General features: G+C 38.6%; 22 protein-coding genes and 5 tRNA genes. 19 read left to right on the top strand and 8 right to left on the bottom strand.

Annotated features, from left to right (window positions below):
- Nucleotides 1-228: 228 nt before the first annotated feature.
- The gene (locus tag C200_RS05305) at nucleotides 229-945 is read right to left on the bottom strand and encodes a PAS domain-containing protein (protein ID WP_016211615.1); all 717 of its coding nucleotides are present in this window, start codon (nucleotides 943-945) and stop codon (nucleotides 229-231) included.
- Between the two features lie 1,543 nt (nucleotides 946-2,488).
- Here C200_RS05305 and C200_RS05310 point away from each other — a divergent pair.
- Nucleotides 2,489-3,013 carry a hypothetical protein gene (locus C200_RS05310; RefSeq protein ID WP_016211620.1) on the top strand — a complete coding sequence of 175 codons (525 nt, stop codon included), beginning with the start codon at nucleotides 2,489-2,491 and terminating at the stop codon, nucleotides 3,011-3,013.
- Nucleotides 3,014-3,080: 67 nt separating this feature from the next.
- On the opposite strand, the gene C200_RS05315 is transcribed toward C200_RS05310, so the two are convergent.
- Nucleotides 3,081-4,901: a hypothetical protein gene (locus C200_RS05315; RefSeq protein ID WP_016211619.1), complete on the bottom strand. Its 1,821-nt coding sequence runs from the start codon at nucleotides 4,899-4,901 to the stop codon at nucleotides 3,081-3,083.
- A 604-nt stretch (nucleotides 4,902-5,505) separates the two neighbouring features.
- On the opposite strand from C200_RS05315, the gene C200_RS05320 reads away from it, so the two are divergent.
- The 3 genes from C200_RS05320 (at nucleotide 5,506) to C200_RS05330 (ending at nucleotide 7,869) form a co-directional block, all read left to right on the top strand.
- A complete protein-coding gene (locus C200_RS05320) occupies nucleotides 5,506-6,012 on the top strand; it encodes a hypothetical protein (RefSeq protein ID WP_016210267.1) in 507 nt (168 codons plus the stop codon).
- An 84-nt stretch (nucleotides 6,013-6,096) separates the two neighbouring features.
- A complete protein-coding gene (locus C200_RS05325) occupies nucleotides 6,097-7,494 on the top strand; it encodes an AsmA-like C-terminal region-containing protein (protein ID WP_032126415.1) in 1,398 nt (465 codons plus the stop codon).
- Nucleotides 7,495-7,614: 120 nt separating this feature from the next.
- On the top strand, nucleotides 7,615-7,869 hold the full coding sequence (locus C200_RS05330; protein WP_016210248.1) for a DUF493 family protein: 255 nt from the start codon (nucleotides 7,615-7,617) through the stop codon (nucleotides 7,867-7,869).
- A gap of 146 nt (nucleotides 7,870-8,015) precedes the next feature.
- Here the strand turns inward: C200_RS05330 and C200_RS05335 are convergent, their stop codons facing one another.
- Nucleotides 8,016-8,288: a hypothetical protein gene (locus C200_RS05335; protein WP_016210257.1), complete on the bottom strand. Its 273-nt coding sequence runs from the start codon at nucleotides 8,286-8,288 to the stop codon at nucleotides 8,016-8,018.
- Between the two features lie 85 nt (nucleotides 8,289-8,373).
- Nucleotides 8,374-8,450 (bottom strand) — tRNA-Arg (locus C200_RS05340).
- Nucleotides 8,451-8,591: 141 nt separating this feature from the next.
- On the opposite strand from C200_RS05340, the gene C200_RS05345 reads away from it, so the two are divergent.
- From C200_RS05345 to C200_RS05375, 9 genes are all read left to right on the top strand, one after another.
- Nucleotides 8,592-8,681: transfer RNA gene (locus tag C200_RS05345), tRNA-Ser, on the top strand.
- Nucleotides 8,682-8,859: 178 nt separating this feature from the next.
- Nucleotides 8,860-9,435, top strand: a complete 576-nt coding sequence (locus C200_RS05350; RefSeq protein WP_016210263.1) for a hypothetical protein — start codon at nucleotides 8,860-8,862, stop codon at nucleotides 9,433-9,435.
- On the top strand, nucleotides 9,432-9,602 hold the full coding sequence (locus tag C200_RS15710; protein ID WP_016210265.1) for a hypothetical protein: 171 nt from the start codon (nucleotides 9,432-9,434) through the stop codon (nucleotides 9,600-9,602). Before C200_RS05350 ends, C200_RS15710 begins: the two co-directional genes overlap by 4 nt.
- Before the next feature lie 20 nt (nucleotides 9,603-9,622).
- The gene (locus tag C200_RS15715) at nucleotides 9,623-9,769 is read left to right on the top strand and encodes a hypothetical protein (RefSeq protein ID WP_016210256.1); all 147 of its coding nucleotides are present in this window, start codon (nucleotides 9,623-9,625) and stop codon (nucleotides 9,767-9,769) included.
- A gap of 280 nt (nucleotides 9,770-10,049) precedes the next feature.
- Nucleotides 10,050-10,125, top strand: a tRNA-Lys gene (locus tag C200_RS05355).
- 45 nt (nucleotides 10,126-10,170) lie between these two features.
- Nucleotides 10,171-10,246, top strand: a tRNA-Lys gene (locus C200_RS05360).
- Nucleotides 10,247-10,288: 42 nt separating this feature from the next.
- Nucleotides 10,289-10,364, top strand: a tRNA-Lys gene (locus C200_RS05365).
- 141 nt (nucleotides 10,365-10,505) lie between these two features.
- Nucleotides 10,506-10,748, top strand: a complete 243-nt coding sequence (locus tag C200_RS05370; RefSeq protein ID WP_016210251.1) for a sulfurtransferase TusA family protein — start codon at nucleotides 10,506-10,508, stop codon at nucleotides 10,746-10,748.
- An 86-nt stretch (nucleotides 10,749-10,834) separates the two neighbouring features.
- Nucleotides 10,835-11,926: an AI-2E family transporter gene (locus C200_RS05375; RefSeq protein WP_016210262.1), complete on the top strand. Its 1,092-nt coding sequence runs from the start codon at nucleotides 10,835-10,837 to the stop codon at nucleotides 11,924-11,926.
- Here C200_RS05375 and C200_RS05380 read toward each other — a convergent pair.
- On the bottom strand, nucleotides 11,907-12,860 hold the full coding sequence (locus tag C200_RS05380) for a chemotaxis protein (RefSeq protein ID WP_016210258.1): 954 nt from the start codon (nucleotides 12,858-12,860) through the stop codon (nucleotides 11,907-11,909). The genes C200_RS05375 and C200_RS05380 overlap by 20 nt on opposite strands.
- A gap of 223 nt (nucleotides 12,861-13,083) precedes the next feature.
- Here C200_RS05380 and C200_RS05385 point away from each other — a divergent pair, with 223 nt between their 5' ends.
- The 6 genes from C200_RS05385 (at nucleotide 13,084) to C200_RS05410 (ending at nucleotide 20,013) form a co-directional block, all read left to right on the top strand.
- A complete protein-coding gene (locus tag C200_RS05385) occupies nucleotides 13,084-14,568 on the top strand; it encodes a peptide MFS transporter (protein ID WP_016210253.1) in 1,485 nt (494 codons plus the stop codon).
- Between the two features lie 40 nt (nucleotides 14,569-14,608).
- Nucleotides 14,609-15,112, top strand: a complete 504-nt coding sequence (def, locus tag C200_RS05390; RefSeq protein ID WP_032126416.1) for a peptide deformylase — start codon at nucleotides 14,609-14,611, stop codon at nucleotides 15,110-15,112.
- A gap of 259 nt (nucleotides 15,113-15,371) precedes the next feature.
- On the top strand, nucleotides 15,372-16,547 hold the full coding sequence (locus C200_RS05395) for an acyl-CoA desaturase (RefSeq protein WP_016210254.1): 1,176 nt from the start codon (nucleotides 15,372-15,374) through the stop codon (nucleotides 16,545-16,547).
- A 152-nt stretch (nucleotides 16,548-16,699) separates the two neighbouring features.
- Nucleotides 16,700-17,104: a MerR family transcriptional regulator gene (locus C200_RS05400; protein WP_016210249.1), complete on the top strand. Its 405-nt coding sequence runs from the start codon at nucleotides 16,700-16,702 to the stop codon at nucleotides 17,102-17,104.
- A 63-nt stretch (nucleotides 17,105-17,167) separates the two neighbouring features.
- Nucleotides 17,168-17,539, top strand: coding sequence for a hypothetical protein (locus tag C200_RS05405; RefSeq protein WP_016210252.1), 372 nt, complete (start codon nucleotides 17,168-17,170; stop codon nucleotides 17,537-17,539).
- Between the two features lie 212 nt (nucleotides 17,540-17,751).
- Nucleotides 17,752-20,013 carry a heavy metal translocating P-type ATPase gene (locus C200_RS05410; protein WP_016210255.1) on the top strand — a complete coding sequence of 754 codons (2,262 nt, stop codon included), beginning with the start codon at nucleotides 17,752-17,754 and terminating at the stop codon, nucleotides 20,011-20,013.
- Between the two features lie 40 nt (nucleotides 20,014-20,053).
- Here the strand turns inward: C200_RS05410 and C200_RS05415 are convergent, their stop codons facing one another.
- From C200_RS05415 to C200_RS05425, 3 genes are all read right to left on the bottom strand, one after another.
- On the bottom strand, nucleotides 20,054-20,482 hold the full coding sequence (locus C200_RS05415) for a hypothetical protein (protein ID WP_016210260.1): 429 nt from the start codon (nucleotides 20,480-20,482) through the stop codon (nucleotides 20,054-20,056).
- 227 nt (nucleotides 20,483-20,709) lie between these two features.
- Entirely contained in the window at nucleotides 20,710-21,846 is a 1,137-nt protein-coding gene (locus C200_RS05420) for a hypothetical protein (protein ID WP_016210250.1), read from the bottom strand.
- Nucleotides 21,818-23,212: an MATE family efflux transporter gene (locus tag C200_RS05425; protein ID WP_345968888.1), complete on the bottom strand. Its 1,395-nt coding sequence runs from the start codon at nucleotides 23,210-23,212 to the stop codon at nucleotides 21,818-21,820. Before C200_RS05425 ends, C200_RS05420 begins: the two co-directional genes overlap by 29 nt.
- Nucleotides 23,213-23,433 lie beyond the last annotated feature (221 nt).

Genomic DNA, 23,433 nt, shown 5'->3' on the forward strand with positions numbered 1-23,433 from the left:
CCTCTAAGTCAAAAGGAGAACTAGAGAGTTTATCTGTATGAATATGAACTCTCTACTGAGTGTTGCACTTCAGATGACGGAGGGCGCTTTAGTACTAGAGCTCACAAATTTTATAAAAATATGGGGTGGATTATGTCAATTAAACTACCGAGAAACCAAGTTCGCTATCAAAAAAATATTCGGTAAATATTTTGATTTATATTTATTTTTAACCTTGATTTTGTAAAGCTATGTAATTTCTTCTTTTGGTAATTTTAAACTTAATATGGTTTTTTTCAATGTTTTAAAGGGTGTTCTCGAATATAAAGAAAACTCCGTCAGAGGTAAGCAGACATAGCGTTGATCATAGTTCACATAAAAGCCATTCAAAATAATATGGCGTAGAACCTCATTATAGCAAATTGTACCACCTTCGCTAACTGCTTTTATTTTTTGTATAAGGGAATTTTTATACATATAGACAGTTTTAGTTTTTAAATTAAAGCATTTTGCAATATCTTTTGCTTTGATATTTTTAAATTGAGCCAAGATCATCAATAATTTAATATCTGTTTTGTAGAAATATAAACCTTTATACGTGCCACTATCTAGTACATTTAAACAACTGTTTTTTGCAAACTGGTCAAGATCAGCATTCGTTTTATAAATGACACCGATGACTTTTCCGTTATCAATGTGTGGGTACTTATGTATAGTTGCTACAGCAAATATCTTATTATTGAAAATAATGCCTTCTCTTGATATCTCTTTTTTGATACCTAGAAAAAGGGCAATGCTGTCATTTATGCCTTTAACGGTTCCGAAAGGAAATGTTACAAATTTTCCTAGTTTATGGCCAATGACTTCTTCACGCTTTGCATCCATTAGCCCTAAAAAAGAATCATCTATAAAGGTAATTTCTCCATGTAAATTTGTTATAAAGTAGGTTGTAAATAAATTCTCCATGATAAAACCACCGTGCTTTCGTAGGCATAGGCCATAGATTGTAATATATCTACTTAAAATTTTCTAGTTATTTTTTAGTTTATGTTAATGTTTGCTTGTAATTCAAAAACACAATCGAGTTAATGACTGAAAAATTCTCATAATAAATACGTTAAAATATAGTTAATTTCTATTATATCTACTCTAAACTAGTTAGGTGAATATCTCTATGTAAATTTTCAGTTAGCTTAAGTGCTACTTTTGCTTTCGTTACTTTTAAAAGAGATATAGCCTTTATTTAATTAATTTTTTAAATTTAAATATATTTGATAGCTATTGATATGTGATATGTTGATTTTATATATTTATTTAAATCAACTATACAGAATATCACGGTAAAATAAGTAAAAATTTTCAAAAGTGATGTTAACCTGCATTTAACTTCTCTGTGTACACTAAACTAATAATAGGTTTATGATATTCTAGCTTTTTATTGGTAAGTATGGATTAAAAGTGGATAATTTATATATCTATGTAAATAAAAGGTAAATAACATATCGATTTCGAAGTGGCTGTAGTTGTAGTATCAGCATGGTGATTTCTATATTTTCTTAGTAAGATAGCTGAATGAATATTTTTAGTTATGGTCTAGGATGTTTGCTAGTAAATTGTAATTGGTGCTGTATTTTTTGTTAGAAACAACGTTTATATTGATGTTGGCAGTGTGTGTAATTTGTAATTACTCATGACCGGGTTTTATTAGGAAAATTGCTTTATTTATTATCAATTTTGTTTATCCTGTTTTTTAGAAATCATCACGTGTAAATACGAATTTATTGATATTTATCTTGTGATAATTTACGCTGACAATAGTGATTGCTAATACCACGCTTATATTAAGAAAGTATTATTTTAGTTTAATATTTATATAAATAATCATTTTATTTTTACTTTATTATGCAAAATAACATAATAAATTAATTAAATTTTTTTTAAAATTATATTAAAATATACTATATTAAGTTATTTTTTTATAAGGCATGAATTTGTAACAATTCATTTGTATTTACAAAAATACCCCTTGTAAGAAAATGTTTTTAATGTATAATTAATCTCAAGCTAATTACTAAATTTAAAAAATTTAAAATAAATTATTATTTGTATAAATAATATTTTTATATTTATTTTAATAAGTTAATTTTAAGATATTAGCTATATATAAATAATTTATTTTATATTTTTAACTAAATAATTTTTAGATTATTTTGATATTCTAGTCATTTTGATATGACTATATTTATAGTTTTTAGTCTGTTGTAGATTATGTTGGATTTTTGTAAATCTTTCTTGTTGATGAATAGTTTTTTTTCTTTATATCCTCTATTATGAGAACTTTTTTTTTGGTGTCTAATAATATTAATTATATAGATATATATCTATAATTTACGGTTTTAATAAAAATTAAGCATTTTACTTGTGCAACTTATGGGAGGGTAGTTTTAACCTAAAAAACTGTCATCTATTTTAATTATTTTTTGTAACTTGATTTTATAAGGTCGATTAAATGAAACTTAAAAAAATAACGTTAGCGTGTGGTTTATCAGCATTAGTATTGTCAATGTCATCATTTGCTGGTAATTTTTCGGGAATTAATTATTCAAGTACTAACTCTGACGACAGTGATAATAATGGTAGTTATACAGTTGTAGTTGATAAATCTGGTAACGCAGAGCCTTGTAAGGGTACTGCTACTGTTTCTGATTTTACTTATACTGAAAATACTGAGGCTCAGGGGCATGGCAGTTTAAGCTTTAATATTACGTTTAATGATTTAGCTACGGCTGAGGCGCAGTGTAGTTTTAGCACAGCGGATTCACCATTTGTTGATAATACTGTTTACAAAGTAGTTTCATCGACTACGGAAGGTGTTCCTTATGCGCTGACAATTACTGACCCTAAAGGTAATGAAATAACGAACGCTGTACCCGGTATGCCTGTTCAGACGATATATAGTAATAATAAGGTTTCAACAGCAATAAGCAGTATTTATGGAGTTCAGGGTTCGTATAATGTTTATGTTTTAAGATAAATTTAGCTGGTTTTAGCTTGATTATATTTAGAAAAATAAAAAAGGCCTGATAATCAGGTCTTTTTTATTAACGGGGCTCGAGTTCAACATAAGCTAGTAATCGCACTGAGCTTGGTGATTGATGGGCTTCTTGCTCTGAAAATTGATCGAATGTGAGGCTGGTTTGGCTATAAGCTTGGTGCTCGTGCTGTTGACGATAAGCGGGATCTTGTAAGTGTTCTTTGGCTTTTTGAAAATCAGTAGCACGATAGTCTTTTGAATCGTATCTGCTGTATCTGTTGGCAAATTTAGCGGTAGGGTGTTTTGTTATTGCCTCAGCTTGGGCTAAAGCTACAGCACAACTGTCTTTGTCTGTTGCTTGCCTTATTTGCTCTTCTGCTAAGGTCAATGAAGGCATTTTCTTCTCTGCAGAGCTTGCACGGAGTCGAGATTTTGCATTATGGACTGCGCTCAATGCAACTTGCTGATCTTTGGCAATTCCAGTTATTGGGGGAAGATGCTCAGCAAGAAAGGCTTCTTGCTCTTCTGCCGGTGCTGTAATAATAGCTTCTAGTGTTTGGTGATCGACATGAGTTCCTGTTGCAATGGCATAATGCTCGGCGGATGGATCTTGATTGTAACGTATGGCAAATAAGGCTAGATCAAGTCGTGATTGACATTGAACGGCTTGGGCGATGACTTCACTGCTAAGGTCGTCAATGGCTAGACCGGTTATCCGAAAAAAATTACTATTTTTATAGGCCCAGGTCAGTATAGGGTTAAAGTGATAGCGAGGTTCTTTTAAAGCTTGTTCAAATGTAACTTTATCTGGGCAACCATACATAAAAGAATGAAAAACATCATATAAAATAGAATTTGTGTAATGTTCAGATTTTATTGGAGACTCTGCACTAACCGCATCAGAAAAACTGCGATCACGTTTGCTTGGATAGAATTCATCGGCCATATGGATCCAGCTTGCCTCTATACCATCAGGTACAGGGAACTCTGCGCCTGTTGCCTGTTGATAAACCCAAGCGCCAGCAGCATGCAAGACCCCTTTTCTATCTGGGTGACCGATAGATTTATGACAGGCATGTAGGTAGTGGCGCTTACATTCTACATTATCTGGGACCAGGATTGCTCGACCTGTTGAAAAATCTCCGGGTGCTTGCTCGGTAAAAGCACCGCGTTTTTCTTGTGTTGCGTTGTACCAAGAAACTCTATGTACACGTTTGCCTATGCGGGTTGGGTCTACCTGGCGCAAGTCTCTTTTGTAATCATGGCGTTTTGCTGCGTTTTGGAATTTTCCGTAGTCTTGGCCTGCGACTGGATCAATGAGGTGCATTTCTTCAATAAAAATTTGGTTTTGAGGAATTCCCATTTCATCTAACAATTCTGAGAGTTGATTGGAGAACGCAATGGCAGTAATACCACCTCGACTATAGGCTGCTGGGATTCTGATTATGATCGGTTCAGTCGGGTTGTATTGGCGACGAGTGAGGATAAAGTTAAGTGTGACGATGATCGCATGCTGTAAGTTATGCTCCCAGCCATCTCCTTTAGCGCCTGTTCGATTGGTTGTTGTATGCTGAGAGAGTAAGAGAGAGGGGATTTGCGTTGGATTGTATGTCGCCGCGGGTCTTGGGTAGTGTTGACCTTGATAGGTGCACGGTTTGGCCGCCGGGCCTGGAAAGTAAATTTTTACATGCTCAGGTTCGTAAGGATTTCTAGATGTATCATCGTCATCAGCTCTGACACCTAGTTTGCTATTATCTTTCGAATCAACGAAAATTTCTGCTGCAGGGTTAGTTAGAAAAGCATAGCCAACAACGCTTTTACCAAATTTCTCTTCAGTAGGACTATTAAGGTTAACACCAGTGCCGTCAAAATATATATCTAAATACATGAACTGCCCCTTTTTGTGAGTTAATTCAATGCTGAGGATGGTCTTGTTCATGGTGTTATGTTTTTGTTTGTGATGTTATGGCGAATATTTAAATTTTTTTTATATGTAAACTATTTTTTTATAAATTAACTTAATATTGTCTTTTTTTGGTAAAATATTAAAAATTTTACAGTTAATTATTTTTATTTTTAAATGTGTTTTTACATGTTTAGCATAATATTTATGCTTTTGATTTATTTTTTTAAAATTTTTAATGAGTTGTGTGTTTTTTATAGATTTAAATAAGAAGTTTTAAGGTTTTGCATTAGAAAAGAATGCTGATGGACAAATGTATTCTATATGTTTCTTTGTTTAATTCCCTGCCTCGCTTGAGGTTTGGCTGTGCATATTTTAACGAAATCTATACGTAAATATTAATTTTTTTATCCTTACGTCTGTTATGAAACTTAGTGGCTTAATATAAATTTAAGCTCTTAGATTTCTTTGCCGTCGCTGCGAGCCATGGAGTGCTAGGTAGCGACGCTTACGTTTGTGAAACAGAATGACTATTTATATTGTTATTCTGGATATCTTGAATAATATTTTGAATATATAGGAGAGTAATATGCCAAGTGATCGAACTCCACCCGTTGATGATGAGAGCGGTTCGTTTAGAGAGAGAGTTGAGAGGTTATATGAGGTTTTAGAGCGATTAGATAATTTTTTAAGTAGGGGTGACATTGGCCCAAAACAAAGGAAAATATTGGGAAAAGCAGTTAATTCGATACAGCTAGATAATCCACCTTATTCTCCAGAGCGTCTTTTAGTTAATATTGCGTGGATTATCGGGGAAGGATTGGAGGCGCGAGTTAAAAGATTGTTGCTTATTACAAAAGAGGCTTTGAGAGAGGGAGGGGGTATTTTTGGACTTGATTGGTTTACTGAAATAGATGAAAAAATGAGCCGTATTAATATTTTTCTTATTGATGCAGGTCATATAATAGAACCATTAGTTAAAAGAGAGAATCTGCGTATGCCTCGACCAGTAGCAACCTTGGTTAAAGATTTTTTTATGGATGGCAATGAGGATGTACTTATTCAAGAGCAAGGTAGTATGTGTGCTGTATTGTAATCGTTAATAAATTAAATACGGCTGACTCTTTGAAAGAGACTATACTTACAACAGTTTAAGCTTGTGGTTTATTGTGTTGTTGTTATGAAGCTTGCTCGACGCTTTACCAACGTGTTTGTTGTTGTTAGTTGCATTTTTTTTGTTAGTTTTTTAGGCTTAAATGCTTTGCATTTTCGCCCTATTATTTCATTAATTAATTCTAATATTAATGCTAAATTAAAATCAGATGATACTGGATTTAATCAAGTTAAATTATCAGGAGGGCACTTTAGTTTTAGTTTTAAAAGCGGTGTAGAGCTTTATCTTTATGATGTTAAGTTTGGTCAGCTTATCGGTACAAAAGAAAAACGTTTGGGTGCGGAATTTAAGCGAGTGCTTGTTGCCGTTTCTTTATATCCATTAATCCGTGGCCAGATCGAGCCGAACTTGCTGATTGTTGAAGATGGCAATGTGAAATTTTATGGTAAAAGTAATAGTGTAAATAAAGTAGTAAAAAATCCTGTACTGCCAAAGCAAAGGTCGGCTGCTAATAGAATAAATGACTTTACTGATTTTAAAGTAAAATTTAAAAATATTTTATTTTCTCATTCGAGTGTAGAGCCGAAAAAAGTCAAGCAGTTTAAAATGAACTCGCTGAGTATGGTTTTTCAGGTAAAAAATTTAGCAGGCCTGTTAAAAGATTTAGAGTTTGCTGTTCAAGGGCAAGACAGTCAGCGTCATTTTAAACCAGCTTTTATTAATATTAAAGAGATTCAAAGTCAGTTGGCAGGTGGTCAGTTTTCTGGTGATGTGTTTTTTGATGGGCGTAAGTTGCCTGCTAGTTTAAGTTTGATATTACAGGTAGGCCATTTGGATTTTGGTGCAGTGATTGGCAGCTTGGGGATGGCGAGTGGTTTGAGTGGTGGTTTGCTTAATGGGGCGATTCATCTGCAAGGTCAAGGAAAAAATAAAAAAGAATTAATTGCTGATTTGTCTGGAAAAACTTCATTGGTCTTGCAACGAGCTAAGTTTTATCCAGGCATTAAAAATCCACTGATTGCTTCTATTATTAAGTTATTAGTTGGTGGTGATAACAAGCAAGGCATGACATTAAATTGCTTAATTTCTAGCTTTAAAGGCGAGAAAGGGACGTTTATCAGCCAGGCATTGGTGTTAGATAGTCCATCATCTTTTGTGTTGGGTGCCGGTAGTATTGATGTGGTAAATAATACAATTAATCTAGTAATAACACCACAAGGGCGAGCGTTGAATTTATCTTCATTGGTGACGCCATTTAAAATTTCAGGTGCGTTGAGTGATCCTGTTGTACTTCCTGATGCAAAGTCAGCCCTGTGGACGGTTGGCAAGTATTTGCTTGGCAGTGTAACCGGGGTGGGTTTAGTTGCAGTGCTTGGCAGTGCTGTTGCAGATAATGTGGCAAATTCAGTGAGCGATGTCTGTAAAAGCACTTTAGATAAAATTAATAGGCTTCAGGCGACTTAATTATAATGATTTATATAGATTTATCTGTTAGGGCTTGCAATTGGGCGTGGTTTTCTTAAACTTTGGCCTGTTAAGTCATAATTAAGTGATGCATTGTAGTAGATAGGTAGTGAGTGGGTGATGAAGACCGATAATTTTAAAGAGTTGCTTGAAGAAAACTATACCTGGCCAGCGGAGTACCCATTTAAATTTATTGTTCCTAAGGATCAAATTGACTTAGTCTTGGCTTTGTTTCCAGAGCAAATGGTAAAGCAGACCCCTTCAAAAAAAGGCAATTATATTAGTATTAGCTGCAAAAAGCGGGTGCAATCAAGTGAGGCTGTGTTGGCTTTGTATGAGCAGGCAGCGCAGATTCAGGGGCTAATTAGCTTGTAACTGTCTGTATATTTGGAGCGATGTCAGAATTAAGCACAAGCACCATAGCAACGCCTTCAAGAATCCTATGGAATTAAGTTAATTTCTGAGGTTCTATTGGTTTTTCTATAGTTGCTATGATATGACTGTTGTTATTTATAACGTTATTATTCAGGTGAACTTAAAGTTGATTGATCTTGTTTTACAAGCACAGCCGTGCTGAATTGGTCAAGATGATCGTTTAAATGAACCTTTCCATCGCCACGCTTAAAGCAGTGAATGATATAGTTAGCAATTTCATCCATGCAGGGTATTAGGTGGGGCTGTAAGTGTAGGATTTGATCGGTCGTTGCTTGGTGGAAGATTAAATCACTGTTTTCAATTGATAGACTGTGCGTTTGTTGGAAGTCGACGGTTTTGCCATCGTAGGTAATGATCATGAAGACACTCCATTTTAAAGGTGAGGATATTGCGCTTTTTTAGTGTGATATTGTACTTGTTGCATTTATTATAGGTTTATAAAGTTGGTGCCCCGAACAGGATTCGAACCTGTGACCTATCCCTTAGGAGGGGATCGCGCTATCCAGCTGTGCCACCGGGGCTATTAATATCCTTGTTTGATTATACGGTTTTTTTACGTGTTGTCAGTAGTTGGCATGAACAAAAAACACTGATAAAAACCTAAGATTATTTTTTTCTTGCAAAACCTCCCGGGCGCCGTATAATAACCCTGGTCTTATTTCGGAGAGGTGGGTGAGTGGCTTAAACCAGTTCCCTGCTAAGGAACCGTATGCTAACGCGTACCGAGGGTTCGAATCCCTCCCTCTCCGCCATTTGCTAACTTCTAGTCTCTTATCTCTTTTATTGGTTTTCACTGGTCTTACGTTATTGTATCTTTTGGTTATTAACATAGTGCGTTGCTGTATTGATTTTGAGTGTCTCAGGGGCCGGGGGGCTTAGTAACCGTTAGTCGCAGGCTGAATAAAAATACTAATTAGCAGGAAGAAAAGGATGAAGCAGAAGAAAAAAACATGTAAAGACCTCAAAGCAGTGTTATTAGAGATGGATACGACTCAATTGTGTGGTGTCTTGCAGGACTTATATAAGTTTAGTTCAGAAAATAAAGCGTTTTTTCACTCGCGTTTTTTGGCTGATCAGAGAAATTATGATCACCTTATGCCGTATAAAGCACGCATTCGCAATGCGATATGTCCAAAAGAGCCATGGAAATATGAGGTGCAACTTTCTATTGGGCGTAAAGCAATCAGCGAATTTAAAAAAGCCAATGGTAACCTGCGTGATACAGTAAGTTTGATGCTTTATTATGTTAGCTGTGGGAATGATTTTATATTGGAGTTTGGTGATATTGATGAGCGATTTTATGACAGTATGGGCTCTATGTTTGCTCGCCTTGTTAATACACTGGTTAAACATAAGGATCGAGCTTTAGCTGCTGAGTTCATGCCGCAGTTAGAGCGAGAGGTTAAGCGTGTTGCCTGGACTGGCTGGGGCTATGGTGATGAATTAGCTGCATCGCTCAGTGATTTACAGAAGGTGTTTCCAGTATATTGCGGGAAGGTGATATGAGCAAATCAATGACAAAGCAAAGCCTATCCGGTCACTGGCGGATTGTTTGGATGGCGTTGTGGGATCAGGAATATGTAGATTTGATTGAGCCTGGTTATATAAAATTGATGAGGAAGGCCAAGGAGAATTTCAGTTTGGTGTTGTTAGGGGATTTTTTGGCAATGTAGCGGGTATTTACTTTGATAGCTTGTGGGAAGGCTCGCAAGAATGTGATGAGGCACATGGAGAAATTGATGGAGCACTTGATGAGGAGGGTAGAGTGGGCGAGTTATGTGGTAGAATTGCTTTTTTGCAGGGCGATGAGTCTGAATATCGGGCAATACGATTAGGTTAAGTGTTTGCTATAAGCTTGAAAGTATGAATCGTTACAATTTAATCTGATACTCTAATCATATGACTTAAATATTACTTACTATTAAATTTTCTTATATTTAAGCTTATATTTAGTTTTTTATTTGGAATGGCCGGTTAATTTTTTGAGATTGTTTTTTTAATCTAGTAATCGTCTGAGCATGATTCGCTGCTTTTATGTTTAATTTCAGCATCTAACTATCGGGATTTTTTATTAAAAGCCCTTGCATTTTTTCCAAATTCCAGTAAAATAGCCGCTCGTTGGGTCATTAGCTCAGTTGGTAGAGCACCGGACTTTTAATCCGTTGGTCGTAGGTTCGAATCCTACATGACCCACCAACCACTGATAAGTTATCGCTTGGTATTTATTGTCACGTGTGTATAGGGTCATTAGCTCAGTTGGTAGAGCACCGGACTTTTAATCCGTTGGTCGTAGGTTCGAATCCTACATGACCCACCAATCACTGACTAAGTTATCACTTGATATTATCATGTGTGTATCGGGTCATTAGCTCAGTTGGTAGAGCACCGGACTTTTAATCCGTTGGTCGTAGGTTCGAATCCTACATGACCCACCACTTTTCTCACCTTAGAGATAGGCCTAGCTAGCAGCTTACTCTCTTATCTTTCTATTCTTACTTTGATTAACTGGTTATATCAAGTATCCTTAGGGTTTAGATCTTTCTGGCGGTTAAATTAATCAACTTAAGGTATGACCTGTGCAAAAACCTGTGCAAGAAGTGAATGCCACACTTGATGTGGTTGGTTTACGTTGTCCTTTCCCCCTACTGCGTGCCAAAAAGGCACTCAAAGCCTTGCAAAGTGGCGAGGTGCTTGAAGTGCTGGCAACAGATCCAAGTACTGAACAAGATTTCTTGGCGTTTGCAAAGCAAACAGGGCACAGCCTCTTAGAGCATAAAGTCATAGAAAATGTCTATTATTATTGGCTGAAAAAAAAATAATTTTGGAAAATGGCCTCGGTTATTTATATTGATTATCTCATATTATTGCTTGCTATTTGATATACCCTTAGAGTGAGGAAGATGCCATGTTTCATGTGATTCGTAATTGGTTCAAGCTCCATTTTTCTGATCCTGAATCATCAGTATTAATTTTATTGCTTATTTTTGGTTTTTTGATGATTTGGTTGACAGGGGCCTTACTTGCCCCCGTGCTGGCCGCCTTGGTTATTACCTTTTTACTTGAGGTGTTGGTGACGGGGTTAAAGCGCTTAGGTTTATCACGCTTGCCCGCTTTTCTATTGGTCTATTTGATTTTTATTGCACTGTTGGCCGCAGTGGTTTTTATTATTTTGCCGTTATTGATTCATCAGTTTGGGCAGTTGGCTACAGAAGCACCACGGATGATAGAGCATGGTCGCAAATGGCTTTTGCTCTTACCTGAGCGTTTTCCTGATTATATTAGTGCTGTGGATATCCAGTCCCTGCTGTCTGAAACGCGCATAGGTTTGGAGCAATTAGGTAATGTTTGCCGGACGCTATTGAGCTTTTCTGTGGCTTCTTTGCCGAGTGTAATTGTCTGGTTAGTGTATTTAATCTTAGTGCCTTTGTTGGTCTTTTTCTTTATGAAAGATCGTGATCGTTTACTTCATTGGTTATCAGATTATTTACCGGTTAGGCGCGGGTTACTGCAACGAGTATGGCAAGAAGTGCACTGGCAGCTTGGCAATTATGTTAAGGGCAAGGTGGCGGAGATTATTATCGTCGGTGTTGCAAGCTATATTGCCTTTATTATTTTGGGGTTAAATTATGCCTTTTTGCTTGCTGCTTTGATTGGATTTTCTGTACTGATTCCCTATATTGGTGCTGCGATTGTGACCTTTCCAGTGGCTTTGGTTGGTTTTTTCCAGTGGGGCGTCGGTGAGCAATTTTTATATTTAATGATTGTTTATGCAGTGATTCAAGCGCTGGATGGTAATGTGTTGGTGCCCTTACTGTTTTCAGAGGCGGTGAATTTACACCCGGTGGCGATTATTGTCGCTGTATTATTTTTTGGTGGATTATGGGGGTTTTGGGGACTATTTTTTGCGATTCCTTTGGCAACCTTAATTAAAGCAGTATTAGCGGCCTGGCCAACACAAAAAAATAAAGGTGAGCCTATTATGCATCCAACGGGTTAATGCCCGCGTCGATCATCTCTTTGATGCGATTTTGCGTGACGGTTAAAATCGCTTCTGGATTGAGCTTAGGAATAAAGCCATCACAACCGACTTTCTCAACCATTGATTCGTTAAAGGCACCGCTTAATGATGTATGTAAAATAATACGCAAATCTTTGATCAAGGGATCATTGCGGCACTCAACAGTCAGCGTGTAACCATCCATTTCCGGCATTTCGGCATCTGTAATCATAAGAGCGTATTTTTTAGTGACATCGATTTTATCTTGATGGGCTTCTTTTTTGAGTAAGCGCAGTGCATCGGCACCGCTATTGACCAGTGTGATCTGAACATTAAGTTGTTCGAGGACTGATTTGACATGGCGTCTGGCAAACCCTGAGTCATCGACGACGAGTACATTAAAGTTATTTGTATCGATGTCTTTATTAATTGTATCACTGGAGGAGCTGATGTCTGGCATGACGATTTCTGCGAGTACTTTTTCAACATCAATGACTTCAACGATGTCGTTTTCTAGTTTTGTCGTCGCCGTTAAGTAATGATTCTTACCGACGCCATGCGGGGGTGAGTGGACTTCTTTCCAGGCGATATTGACAATCCGTTCAACACTGCCGACAACAAAGCCCTGAACGGTGCCGTAGTACTCAGCAATGACGAGCACAGCATTGGGATCATTAGATAGGCTTTGCATACCAATGGCGACCCCTAAATCAATCACAGGAATGGTGTGTCCACGGATATGCGAAATACCCAAAATATGCGGGTGGCTTTCTGGTAAGCGAGTTAACACTGGAACGCTCATCACTTCTTGAATTTTGAAGACGTTCATCGCATATAATTGTTGGTTATGCAACCGGAACAGCAGTACCTCAAGGCGGTTTTTGCCGACGAGTTGTGTTCTTGAATCAACGGCAGCGAGTACTCCTTCGCTCATGAATGATTCGCCTTCCTTGTTTTTATCTTGATTGTCTTTTCTTAACTTACTTATAAGGATAGTTGAATATTGCTAATTTCGTTATCTAAATTTCGTTATCTAAAACTGCAATCAAGATCATCAGAATTATAGAGAAAGCAAGCTATAGATAAAATTTGTCTTTGTTGTGCGAGACAGTGTACATTGTTAGGTTCATTATTATTTTATGGGGAAGGGGAGCAGAGTGGAAACAGGTAGTCCTACTCAGGTGCAGCGCCAACCGCGCGGCGTATTTTATATCATTATGATTCTAATGTGGGAGTACTTTAGTTATTATGGTATGCGTGGCTTACTTGTTCTCTATTTAACGCAAAAGTTATTATTTTCAGATGAGCATGCGTATGCGTTGTATGGCGGCTATACTTCGCTGGTGTATGTGACGCCTATTATTGGTGGTATTTTGGCTGATCGCTATTTGGGTTATCGCTGGGCGGTGATTTTAGGTGCGGCGCTGATGGTCATCGGCCATATTACCTTAGGTATAGATGGCCATCAGACGTTATATATTGCCTTAGCTTTTATTATCTGCGGTTATGGCTTATTTAAGACGAATATTTCGGTATTGCTTGGTGAGCTGTATCAGCGCAATGATTCTCGCCGTGATAGTGGCTTTGCTATTTTATATGTTGGCGGTAATGTTGGCGCCTTTATTGCGCCATTAGCCTGTGCTTATGTGGCCCAGCGTTGGGGGTGGCATTATGGTTTTGCCTTAGCAGGCATAGGTATGGCCCTGGGGTTAATGATTTTTTTATCAGGCCGCCGTCACTTTATTAACAAAGGGGTGGCAAAATGGCAGCCTTTGCAGCAACATGGCTTGATTAGTGCTAAAAGCTTAGGGCCGATTGTTGCCGGTATGATTGTTAGTGTGGCGCTCTTTGCGGTTATTTTATATCAAGAGTGGACGATTTGGTGCTTAACGCTGATTGGTCTTGCGGGTGTGACTTTGATTGCACGGTTATTTTTACGCTGTGATGCGAAAGATCGGGGTTCTTTGATTAGCATTTTATTATTTATGGTCTTTGGTGTCATATTCTGGGCCTTTGATCAGCAAGGCGGCAGCTCAATTAGTTTGTTTATTGAGCGCAATGTTGATCGGCATATTTTTGGTGGTATGATTCCAGCGGCAGCTTTTCAGTCGATTAACCCATTTGCTATTTTAGTGGGTGGTGCCTTGGTCGTTGGTTTATGGCGATTGCTTACTCGTTTGGGCTTGACTCCCTCAGCATTATTTAAGCTGACTTTAGGGATGGCTATTTTAACGTTAGGTTTTTTTATCATTGCCTTAGGTGCCCAGTTGGCCACTGTGAATGGACAAAGTTCGATGCTGTGGGTGATTGCAGGTTTATCTTTAGTTGGTTTTGCTGAGTTATTTATTGACCCGGTTGCTATGGCTGAAATTACGCGGTTAAACCCCGCAGGCTCTGTGGGCTTTTTAGCAGGGGTCTATATGTTAGTCACGGGTTCTTTTGCTAATTACATTGCCGCTAAAGTTGCGGGCTTGACGAGTGTGCAAAGTGTTGGTGGACAGGTGCACAGCTTGGTTCACGCCGCAGAACATTATTATAACGTATTTGATAAGATTGCTTATGTGGCGTTGATCGGAGTATTAGTCTTGATCATTGTGGCAATGATCGAACGTTATATTCATAGACGTCGCCATGTCGTTTAATACATTAGAATTGAGTTTTATATGATCAAGGAGTGTGGTTATGACAGTTAGGCCGTTGATTTTCACTGGACACCCGACCTTAAAAAAAATAGCTGAGCCTGTTAGTGAGTTTAATACGCCCGAGTTAAATACATTAACGGCTGATTTAATAGAGGCCATGCATGCCAATCATGGTGCAGGACTTGCGGCCCCTCAGATTGATGTTAGTTTGCGAGTGTTGGTTTTCGAAATTTCAGCCAATCCTCGTTATCCTGCTATTGTGAGTATTCCCTTGACTACTTTAATTAACCCAGGATTTGAGGCTGTCGGTAATCAATTAGTTGAAGATTGGGAGGGTTGCCTTAGTATCCCGCACATGCGCGGATTGGTGCGGCGTTATGAGTGTATTCGCTATTGGGGTTATAGTGCACAGGGAGAACGTATCGAGCGTGAGGTTTCAGGCTGGCATGCGCGTGTTTTTCAACATGAATATGACCATCTGGATGGCATACTGTATCCTCAGCGTATGCATGACCTAAAAGAATGGCACTATAGTGGTGATTAGGGTCTTTTGCACGGCTATTTTATGATTTAGTGTCTAAAGCCCAGCCCTCACTTAGAGCGATAGCACGGTCTATATATTATATGCAAAGGGCTGAGCTGGGGGCGGTTTGCAAAATAAAGCAAAACCAGTATCATAAGGACAACTAAATAGTATTTGTTGCAGAGCAAAAGATAAAAATTTATGCGCTTACAAGTCAGCTATAATACTGAAAACAAAGATATTTTTCATAATTTTTACATGGTAGGCAGAGCAATTTTATATGAAACAAGTCAAGCACAATATTAATTATATTGAAGCCATACCCTTTATCGTGCTGCATTTAATCTGCTTACTTGCTTTTGTTACAGGAGTAACAGCAAGTAGTGTGGTTTTAGCAATTAGCCTGTACTTTATTCGTATGTGGGCGGTGACGGCAGGTTATCATCGCTATTTTAGCCATAAGAGCTTTAAAACCAGTCGAGTCTTTCAATTTATTCTGGCTTTTCTAGCGCAAACGTCGTTGCAACGTGGCGTTTTGAAGTGGGCTAACCATCATCGCTTGCACCATCGTAATTCAGATGCAGAAAACGATGTGCATTCGCCGCGGCGCCATGGCTTTTGGTATGCACATATAGGCTGGGTATTTGATGAAGATAGCATGTATTTGCCTTATGAGGTGAAGGACTTGCAGAAATATCCAGAGCTGGTGTGGCTAGATAAATATAAATTCTTACCGGCGATTTTATTAGCGATTGCTTGTTTTTTAATTGCGGGTTGGCCGGGGCTGATTGTTGGCTTTTTTATTAGCACGGTGTGTGTATTTCATGCCACCTTTTTTATTAACTCGTTAACGCATGTCTTTGGCTCACAGCGTTTTTTAACGTCAGATGATTCACGTAATAACTTTATTACTGCATTGATTACTCTAGGAGAGGGTTGGCATAATAATCACCATTATTACCAAGCGTCAGTGCGTCAGGGGTTTTATTGGTGGGAAATTGATATTACTTATTATGTGCTTAAAGTATTAAGTTGGTTTGGTATTGTTTGGGATTTGCAAGCGCCACCTGAAAAAGCTTTAAAAGGTGAGCGAAAAATGCTGCCTTATCAAATGGAGCAATTAAGAGCGATTGTCCTTGATGCAGGTGTCAGTGCTGCACGGGTACGCCGAGTATTAGAGCAAGTACAACATGCGAGCCATCAAGAAGGTCGTGATAGTGCACGACGCACATTGCAGCAGTTGATTAATTTACTGCAACGGATGAAAAAAGTGTCAAAAGTGCTGCCACCTAAAGCAGGTGAACTCGCCATTGATAGCATCAACGCGTTATTAAATCATTGTCAGCAAGCTAAAGTGAGTGCAGACCCTAACGCATTGATCACGGAAATGTTAGTTGCGGTTGATCAGTGGCCTGAGTTTACTCAAGATACCGCAGCTAAAAAAGCAGCAGCTTAAGCATAATCAATGGCAATAAACACCTAGAGATATTAAGTATTAACTAGCTCATGATTGTGGGCTTTTTTATGTGACAATGATGAAATTGTAGCGCTGAGTAACGCGAGCTATTTATTATTTATGACGGAATTAGCACGGCAATTTACGATACTGTGAGCCAATTGGCAAGGTTAGCTGGAGTGACGGCAGTGGCGATTCGCTTTTATGAGAAAAAGGGTTTGTTGCCTAAAGCGCGGCGTGCGGCCAATGGTTACCGTTATTATCATGCGGATGTGCTTAAGCAATTAAGCTTGATTAATAATGCAAAAAAAGCTGGGTTTTCTTTGGCTGAGGTGAGAGAGTTGATTGATTTAAGCCAGGCAAAAGAGAAAACCGCTAGTGCTGTAAAAAAACAGTTGGCTGAAAAAATTACTGAAGTTAAAGAAAAAATCACAGCATTAATGGCAGTAGAGCGTTCTTTAACGCATTTAAATGCGACTTGTTCAGGGCAAATGCCGGCGTCAGTATGTCCGATTATTCAGAAATTAAGTAGCAATAAAAAAGCAGAAGATGGCTGAGGAGTCAGCGCGGTTTAGGTTAGACTAGACATTAAGGTATAAACACACTATATAAGGATAAAAATGAGAAAAGTAGCTGTTGTTGGTATTATTGTCTGTTGTATACACATTTCTCTTCTTCAATCGGGTATTGCCAGCACTGTTACAAGTGCAAGTGCAAAGCTTACACCGCACGCGCTTTACTCTGTAACCGGCGGCAGTTCTAGCGCACTGGTCAATAACTCTTTAGCTGAAGAACTCATTGATAAATTACCTTCATCTGTGAAGCCGGGTGTAACGTTTCACTTAACACCTCACTTTGACTTAAAAGTAGCGTTAGATGGGTTGCTAGCAGTGGATACAACTGAGAATGAACAGCAATTTGGCCAAGGTGATCATTACTTAATTAATTTATCTTTAAACGGTGTGTTGGTGAATATGAAATATTCGTTTTGATTTTTATTCGTTGTTTCCTTAATTTTTCTATTTTTTCATAATGCATTTCAAGCCTGTGATTAATTTTTTGACGTGATAGTCAGCGCTCATGCTTGCACGGTAAAGTACTATAAATTATATATTTTATCTGCTCTTTAAGTATTGACCTTAATGTTAACATTAAGGTTAGTCTGTCTGTATTATGGCTAATTTATATATAAAGATGATAGACGATGAAAACGATTCAGCAGATAAAAGTAAATGGTATGCGTTGCGCAAGTTGTGTAAGCAAGATTGAGGCTGCACTCATTGCGCTAACGAGTGTTAGTGAAGCTCAGGTTGTGCTTGCTCAGGAGCAGGTGATTGTTAACACTGATAGTTATGATGAGGTTGTTCGGGAGTTAGAGCGTCTTGGCTATTCTGTGCAATCGAGTGCTAGTACTCCGTCTTTATCTTCTTGTCGTCAGTCTTTTCAGCTTGAGAAAGAATGGACTTGGAAAAAAATCATTGTGAGCGGTGGTGATCGACTGCGTGCTTTGGTTGCGTTAATAGCTGGGATTATTTTAATTATTTTGGATTATTGGGGTCCAAGATTATTTCAGATGAATGGTGGAATTAATCGACCTGGCCAGTTGTTTTGGCTAGGGATGGCGGTGATTACGCTGGCGGTTATGCTCTTTAGCGGTAAAAGCATTTATCGTGCGGCTTTAAGCCATTTAAAACATCTATCTTTTACTATGGATACTCTGATTTTTATAGGCACATTTGCAGCCTGGATCTTTTCAAGTTTGGTGATTACTATGCCACATTTAATTCCCAGCGCTGCGACGCATCTGTATTTGGATGCGGCAGTGATGATTTTAGCATTTATTAATTTTGGCCATAGCTTAGAATCTCGAGGTAAAGCGCAAGCGCTAAAAGCGATTGAAGCCTTGCTTGATCTTTCGCCGCAAATGGCGATACGTGTTTCAAATTTAAGTGATTTAGATGATGAAAGTATTGCTATAGAGCAAGTAAAACTAGGAGATGTTTTGAGGATTAAGCCAGGAGCTCAGGTGCCAGTTGATGGTGTGGTGATCGCGGGTGAGTCTTATCTTGATGAGTCGATGATGACTGGGGAGCCGCTTGCAGTGTATAAGCAAGCAGGTGATAGCGTGGTGGCGGGTAGTTTAAATCAGATGGGAAGTCTATTATTTAAAGCGTTAGCCATTGGTGAAGATACTATGCTGGCGAAGATGGTGCAGGCGGTGCAAGAAGCACACAGCATGAAGCCGAAGATAGGGCGTTTAGCTGATAAAATATCCAGTATTTTTGTACCTATGGTGATATTAATTGCAGTTTTAACCGCCATTGTTTGGGCATTGTTAGCATCAGAGCCTAGGGTGTCTTTTGTACTTGCAACATCGATTGCCGTGTTGGTGGTCGCTTGTCCATGTGCGCTTGGTCTAGCCACGCCGATGGGGGTGATTGCGGGTGTAGGGCGCGCAGCAGGTCTTGGAATATTGGTTCGCCATGCCGATGCTTTACAACGTTCTGGAAAGATTACTCATGTTATTTTGGATAAAACAGGAACGATTACAGAGGGCCAGCCTGAGCTAAGATGCACCCTCAGTTTAGATGATGGGATTAATGACCTGCAGTTATTGCAACTGGCCGCGAGTTTGGAGCGAGACTCTGAGCATCCGCTGGCTCAGGCTATCTTGCATGCAGCAAATAAAGATGCTTTGGAGTTATTCAAGGTGACAGGATTTAAGACGATTGCAGGTCAGGGATTGATGGGTCAGATACAAGGGAAAAAACTTTATATTGGTAATCAACGCTTGATGGTGAAGCTTGGATTAAGCTCTGATCTTGAGCAGGTTAACCAGCAGAGGTTACATGGTATGAGCGTGTTGTATTTAGCACAAGAAACTCGCTTATTAGGTGCTTTCGGTGTGATGGACAGAATGAGGAAAGACAGTGCCGAAGCGATCAAACGTTTGCAAGATTTAGGCTTAACCGTGATGATGCTAACCGGAGATCGCTTGGAATCGGCCACGCTCATTGCAGACACTGTGGGTATTACGGAGGTGATTGGTGATGTCTTACCTGAGCAAAAGCAAGCAAAAATAAAACAGTTACAAGCCCTGGGGCATGTGCTGGCAATGGTGGGTGATGGTGTGAATGATGCACCTGCATTAGCACAAGCGGATGTGAGCTTGGCAATGGGGGCCGGTAGTGATATTGCGATTGCGGCGGCGGATATTACTTTATTGCGTCACTCTATTCACAGCGTGGCCGATGCGATTCGTATCTCGCAGCTGACAATGCGTAATATTAAGCAAAATTTATCTGGGGCGATGATTTATAATAGTCTTGGCATTCCCATTGCCGCAGGCGTTTTTTATCCGGTGTTTCACCTGTTATTGCATCCGATGGTGGCAAGTTTAGCAATGGCCCTATCGTCTGTCACTGTGGTAGGTAATGCATTAAGACTGCGTTATCTAAAATTATAGAATTAGGGCGATAAAACAGATTTAATGATTGAGAATTAAACTAACGCTCTAATCGCGTCATGACTAAATTATTTAAATGGATTAATTGCAGGTGGAGTGTTTTGCTGGTGTTAATAAGCTGCTTAATTGCAGTGTGTGTTTGCTCTGGGTGAAGGTTGCAACTATTATCAGAGCTAACTGTTAATTCTTGTTCTTGTATGAGTAATGTTTGAAATTCAAATGAGTTTTGAATGGCGCGGCATTTAAAAATAGTTTCCATGGCTGTAGTTAAAATGCGTTGTAAGGTGATATGGTCATTGAAAAAAAGCTGTTTACTGTAGTTTGCTTGATTGGCCGCATCAATTGCCGCACAGATTTGCTCGAGCAAAGTTATCGAGTCATGACAGGCGGGAATGACCTGATCAAAGTGATCTGCATCGAGTGTATCTGAGATTTGAGCAATGGTTTGCTCCGCTTGGCTAAAGTCCATAAGGCCCTACCTTGTGCTTGATATTTTTTGATTCTATTTTAATTGATGGTGAGTGACGCATGTTGCAAGTTTGCGTGATTATATCATTACCATTGTTTGAAAGTGGATAAAAAATGATAAAAATAAGCACCCAGGTGCAAACATGAACGTTGGAGTTTAAAGGCGGGCAGGGTAAGTGCCGCTTAGGTTAAGTAAGGGTGGTGCTAATTATGAAGTTAGTCTTTAATTTAATTATTTTTCTGCTCGTGAGATGTTGGTGGAATAATGCTGTTTGTGGTTGATTGTAAATAATGGTTGTAGAGCTGGATGAGCAATATTTCGCGCTCTGCTGTATTTATGTTGGCATGAGGAGCTTTAGGGTGATTAAGTGCCGGTTTAGGGTAGAGACTGTAATAATGATCAAGATAGTAGTTAAAAACTGTACTGTGCTTTTCATTTGAGCTAAGTTGGCAAAAGCAACCAGCAAATAAAACAAGTGCGAGTTTATCCAGGATATTTTTTTTATTAAAGTAATTTTGTTCTGTTGCTTGGATGATTTTTTCAAAAGTTATAGCGTTATTTAGGCTAAGTTTTTCTTGCCAGCAGTTTAAAATAAAGGAGGGCATGTTAATCTCAGGAAGGTGTGCTGTTGGGTCATATTGCTCGCGATGAAAAATCCAGCGCAGAATGTCAGCTTTTGACATGATCTGTTTAAAATAGCCCTGTTCTGCTAGAGCAGGGATAGAGTGAATACCATGTGTATTGTTAATAACCCCATAAAATTGTAATCGTAAGCCAGTTAAAACAAGTTTGATCGTGTCCATAGGATGGCGTGTGGCTTGGTTATTATCAAGATTAGAGTAAGCATGTGAGGTATTTCGATAAGGTAAACAATAGCTACATAGCTTGGAAATAAAATAATGTGCCATTGATTTTGCTTGTGGTGGATATTGATAGGCAGCATGATCTATGGCTATTTCTTCAATGATGGGTGTGTCAATACCAACAGATAAGTCTTCTAGGGAAATACTGTAAATATTGTTAAGTGGCTTAATTAACGGACTAAAGTGAAAACTACGTTCAAGTTCTGGAGATATGTTTGCAATTAAGCGTGGTAGTTGCTGTAGTTGTGCTAGATCGTTAAAAGATGTGCTGACCACGAAAATATCTAAATCACTGTGCATGCCTGTGAGTTTATTCTGTGGACAAAATAAAGCGGGTTCTTTTAAGGCCAGTGAACCACCTAAATAAATATTTTTTTTAGTCGAAAATGTCTTAGCAGCACGCTGTAACTCTGATAGTAATGGCTGGTAGCTAGCCTCTGCAAATTGTTTTTGTTGGTTATTTAGAGTGATACTATTTTGGCAAAGATGACTTGGTTGCATAAATATTCCTTAATGTTATTTTTAGTTGAGATGCGGTTAAAACAAGGGCAAAGAGCAAGGCGATGCTAAAGCTTAAGGGGATGCTTAATGCTTGCCAATTTAAATAATGAATAAAGTACTGGCTGATTGGTAAGGCGATTAACCAAAAAGAGAATAGTCCGATTAAAAAAATACGAAATGTTTCTAAATGTCCACGCAGAGCGCCGATTAAAATTAAACGACTGCTGTCGAGTAATTGGTAAACAGCCATAATCTGAAAAAATGGCTTAAGATAATAAAGTAGCTCGTTCAGGTTGCTTTTTGCATGTGTTGATAAATAAGGTATGGCAAGAAGGTTAGGAACGCTAATATATAATAAACCGGCAATAATTGCAGTAATTGTGACTAAAATAATAGATTTTTGAGTAATGATTATGGTTTTGTTCTTATCTTCGCTGACGAGAATGGAGGTGGCTTGGGAAAGGCCAAAGGGAATTATCGTAAAAAGTAATACATACTGGTTAACAATTTGCCAGGCGGAAAGTGCGCTGTGGCCAAAACGACCGATCAGTAGTGTGCCTATCATTAAGGCAATGAGTTCTAGTGACATTTGCAGGCCAATGGGTAGGCTAGTTGTTATTAAGCGAATAAAAGGTTGCAGGTATGTTTTATGCAGGCTGAAGGTGATGATTGCACGTTTGATAATAGAGTTATATTTATAATAGCTCATCAATAATAATAAAAAAAAGCCGAGCCATGACGAGATACTGACGCCAATGGCAAGGCCAATAAAGCCAAATCCTGAGCTATTTCTAAGGCCGAAAATAAAAGCATAATTTAGTAAAATGCCAATAATTAAGCGTATAAGGCTGTAGTAAAAAATATATTTTTCTTGATGTTGGGATAGCCAATATTGTTGCAAGCTTGATGTTAAAAGCATAGGAACAATAGCAAATGATAGAGCATAAAAATAACTTTGTACGAGAGTAATAAGTGCGGCGTTTTGATTGAACAAAGCAAGTAAATATGAAATATGGCAAAAAATTATAATAATAGATAGGCCCAAAAGAATAGAGAGAATAAACGCCTGTGATAGTAATTGTGCCAGCATTAACTTATTTTTTTTATCGTCAGCAAATTTTGGTCCTAAGCTAAATAAACAACCATTTGCAAAAGTAAAAAAAGCGATGGAAATACTGGTGGCAAGCGCACTGGCAGCAAGTGCTGAATTACCTAATTGGGCGACAAAAATATTGCCAATCACCAGCCCTAAGGTCTGCACTAAACGTGATAAGATAATTGGATAAGCGAAGTGCAGCAGCCGCTGCGAGCCATGGAGTGCTAAGCACGGGGTGAGTAGGCCGAGGTAGGTTCGGGTTTTTAGCAGAGCGGAGTTGCGAAAGACCGTTAGGTCTGTAGCAAGCGTAACGAGTGTCTAAAAATCTATAAGAACCGTAGAGTCATGTGAGAGCACAGTAGTGGAGTGTGCCGCTTCAAGGCACGTAACGCTGTGTAACGCTGTGTGACGCGGACAGCCGAGGGTTTATAGTCGTCGCGTTTTGCTCGGCGATTTTGCATCATTGGATGTGCAAAATACCTACCGAGGTA

Origin of the sequence: Piscirickettsia salmonis LF-89 = ATCC VR-1361, assembly GCF_000297215.2 — a bacterium.
Taxonomy (GTDB): domain Bacteria; phylum Pseudomonadota; class Gammaproteobacteria; order Piscirickettsiales; family Piscirickettsiaceae; genus Piscirickettsia; species Piscirickettsia salmonis.